This window comes from Candidatus Margulisiibacteriota bacterium (genome assembly GCA_041650635.1).
Classification (GTDB): Bacteria; Margulisbacteria; WOR-1; order JAKLHX01; family JBAZKV01; genus JBAZKV01.
This window is the reverse complement of the sequence record JBAZKV010000050.1, coordinates 1-3068: the sequence shown is the minus strand read 5'-3', so window position 1 is coordinate 3068 and position 3068 is coordinate 1. Positions and strand designations below refer to the sequence as shown.

Genomic DNA, 3068 nt, shown 5'->3' with positions numbered 1-3068 from the left:
AGTCCCTTGTCTCCATCAACTGCGGCAGTATCTCCCTGCCGTTGTATGCCGTATAGGTCGCGTAATATCTTACGCTCCCGTCCTCTTCCGCGAACCTGACGAACCTGGCATCCTCTATTCCGTTGCTTTCTGTCTGGGAGACGGGAAAGATAACACGCTCCGAAATAAGCTGCTCCGCAGGAAAGACCACTTCATAGTTGCAGTCAGCGAGCCATTTTATCTGTTCAAGCGCTGATTTAACATTGATCCCCTCTTCGAACTTATGCTGTCCGGCTTTTTCCATCTCTTCCTTCAGGTCATTGTATGTGAACTCATCCTTCAGGCCTCCTGTCACTTTTTCCGCGACCTCGCCGTAACTGTGTATCTCTTTCAGCTTCCTCTCAAAAAGGGCTTTATCATAGGTCGGGTTAACTATCACCTGTGGAGTCGACACAAATCTACTGATCGGCTCCAGGTAGACCTCGTTCCGGCTGTCCATTATGGCGCTGCGGAACACTATGGAAGAGATATGCCCCTCCCCGGTAGCCCTAAAACTGAAGATGACCCTGGTCTGCCCTTTCTTCAGGTCGTTCTGCTTGGGATAGACCACTACGGAAGGATTGAACAGTGCCGTTGATTCGACGGAATATTCCATCGTGAAATATGAACCGATGAGCAGTTTTCTTTCGGCGGACAATCCTTCTTGAGGCGCTACAAACCGGCTGACCTCGGCATAATTTTTCACAAAGATCTTCTTCAGGTCCTTATGGCGCGACTCAAAATCCTTCATAACGGTCACGAGCAGGCGGACAGCGTCCTCCTCCTTCATCGCAAGGATGCTTTTAATGATCTGCCTGATATTGTCTTCGTTCCTGATGCTTAAATACCTTGTGATGACCCGGCTTTTGTCCGGCCTGAACTTGTCCAGCTTTTTATTGACGAAACGCTTAAAAAGCCTGGAGATGAATAAAGGGTCGGCAAAAGGCACCGGATCCAGGCGGGTATTGTCGACCAGGATCGAGGAATTATCTTTCAGGCCGTATTTGTTCTTTTTATTGAACAGATCTATTTTGCTGAACATTGACCTCTATTATAGTGCAGAAAGTCCGGCGTGTAAAGAATTTCGGCTCAGCGCGGCAAAAGCTTTTTTTCTATCAGGCGATTGACCTCTTCCGGAAGGAACGCTTTTTCCAGCAGCCTGCCAAAGAAGGCTTCCGCTGTCTTCCCGGTCCCGGCCTGCGCGATCATATAATCGATATCGTGTCCGGCAAGCGGCCTGACCAGTCTATGGAGCGTTTGAGGATAGAGCCCTTTGTCGAACATGACCTTCCTGAAGATCCAGGGCGGCAATATTTTGGGCATGCAGCCGGCAGGCTCGAAAAGCATTCTGGACAGGTTCACCTTTTCGTTCCATACCATCGCGTTCAATATGTCGATCATCCCCGATACTTCCTGCTGAGAGAGGCTGCGTTCTTCTTTCAGGTCGGACTGGCCGGCAGTTAAAAGCGCTATCTTATCTCTTTGCGAAAGGTAGCTTGTTACCGAAAGGACTGACGCAGCCTGCCCATGTCCGAGGTCCCAGAACAGTTTTAGAGCAGCGTCGCGGGGCGCAAGTGCGCTTCCCGACAACAAGTACTGTATTACTTTATTGGGCCTTACGGAAGATGAGTTCATCATCGACCTTAACTCATTGGCGGCGGAGGGCGCTGTCCTCGGGGCCATTACCCTTCTATCCGCAAGAGAAAAAACTGAACGGTCTATGATATATTTGATCCTTATTGGCAGCATAGTACTTTCATTATATATATCGGCAGAAAGTTCAGCGGATTTCGGCAATATCATTCATATCCTTGCGCATCTTTTCGCGCAGGACACTGTCTTCAGGATATCCCAGACTGATGATGAGATCGACCTTTTTGTTCTTAGCAAGACCGAGCACTTTCTTTGCCCTCTTTTCGTCGAACCAGCCGAGGTAACAGGTCCCAAGACCTTTCTCTGCCGCCGCAAGGACAAGATGCTCGCAGGCGATGCCGATGTCTATAAGAGGATAATCGGTGCCTTTGAACATCGCTCCTATCCTGGACGTGCCGCTGCCCTTTTCCCTGATGACAGCTATAAGGACCGGCGCACAGGAGGCGAAAGTGTTCATTGAGTAGATACCGTGAAAAGCGCCTTCCGACAGTTCTGCCTTTTTTGTTTTTTCCGTCACAACGATAAAAGTCCATGGCTGGCTGTTGCAGGCGGAAGGAGCGAGGCGGGCGGCTTCTAAGCAATATTCCAGGTCCTCCCTTTTGACCTGCTTATCGGAATATCTTCTGCATGACTGGCGTGTCCTTGAAAGCCCGAGAAAATCCATATGAGGATTATAACATCGTATACCCATACTTGAATCCGTCCCTGTCCGCATACCTGATCTTCATTAATTGCTTATCGTCGATCTTGACGATCGGCTCCATTAACCTGTTCAGTTCATCACCTGCTTTCAGCACAGTCTCGGTCGGAAGGCCGCTTTCGTCGTATACTATAACATTGTTGTTGTCAGCCACCGCTACGGGCTGGCACCCGAAAGCGGCGATCAAAATATCGACGGAAGTTATCTTATCGGAAGCAAGCCCGTAGGTCCTGCACGAATCTTCCTTGAATGCGCGCATTGCCTGATCGAACGGAAGGGATGTATATTTATCGTCTATCCTGTTGATGATCGCGGAATACACACTCTCAAAATGCTCAGGACCTATGCCTGTCGACGGATCTGTCACAAGGGTAAGCATCCGGCCGATGTCCGAATAGGGCATGGCGTCCGGATGCATGGCTTCTACATACTCTTTTGTTACCGTGTCAGTCACCTGCCCCAGCGCGGACTTGACCTCCTCGGACAGCTTTTCCTGGTCAAGACCTGCCATCAACATATTTTCCGCAAGAGACGATATAGTTGAATAGTTATTCTGGGCTTTCACGTATGCTTCGCGGATCTCATCCTCCCTATCGGGCAGCATCTGCACCAATGAGTCTATACTTTCTTTTTCTATATTTCCGTAGAACAGGAAACTGCCGTAAGGATCAAAATAGCAGACAGAGGAATTTCTTGT

At 49.3% G+C, this 3068-nt stretch carries 4 protein-coding genes; all 4 read right to left on the bottom strand.

From position 1 onward, the window contains the following. Positions 1-1060, bottom strand: a 1060-nt coding sequence (locus WC490_08150) for a hypothetical protein (protein ID MFA5098571.1), incomplete at its 3' end; no start/stop codon positions are given. Between the two features lie 47 nt (positions 1061-1107). After that, entirely contained in the window at positions 1108-1767 is a 660-nt protein-coding gene (locus WC490_08145; protein MFA5098570.1) for a hypothetical protein, read from the bottom strand. Between the two features lie 31 nt (positions 1768-1798). After that, the gene (locus WC490_08140; protein ID MFA5098569.1) at positions 1799-2335 is read right to left on the bottom strand and encodes a nitroreductase family protein; all 537 of its coding nucleotides are present in this window, start codon (positions 2333-2335) and stop codon (positions 1799-1801) included. Between the two features lie 7 nt (positions 2336-2342). Further along, on the bottom strand, positions 2343-3068 hold a 726-nt coding region (locus WC490_08135; protein MFA5098568.1), incomplete at its 5' end, for a hypothetical protein.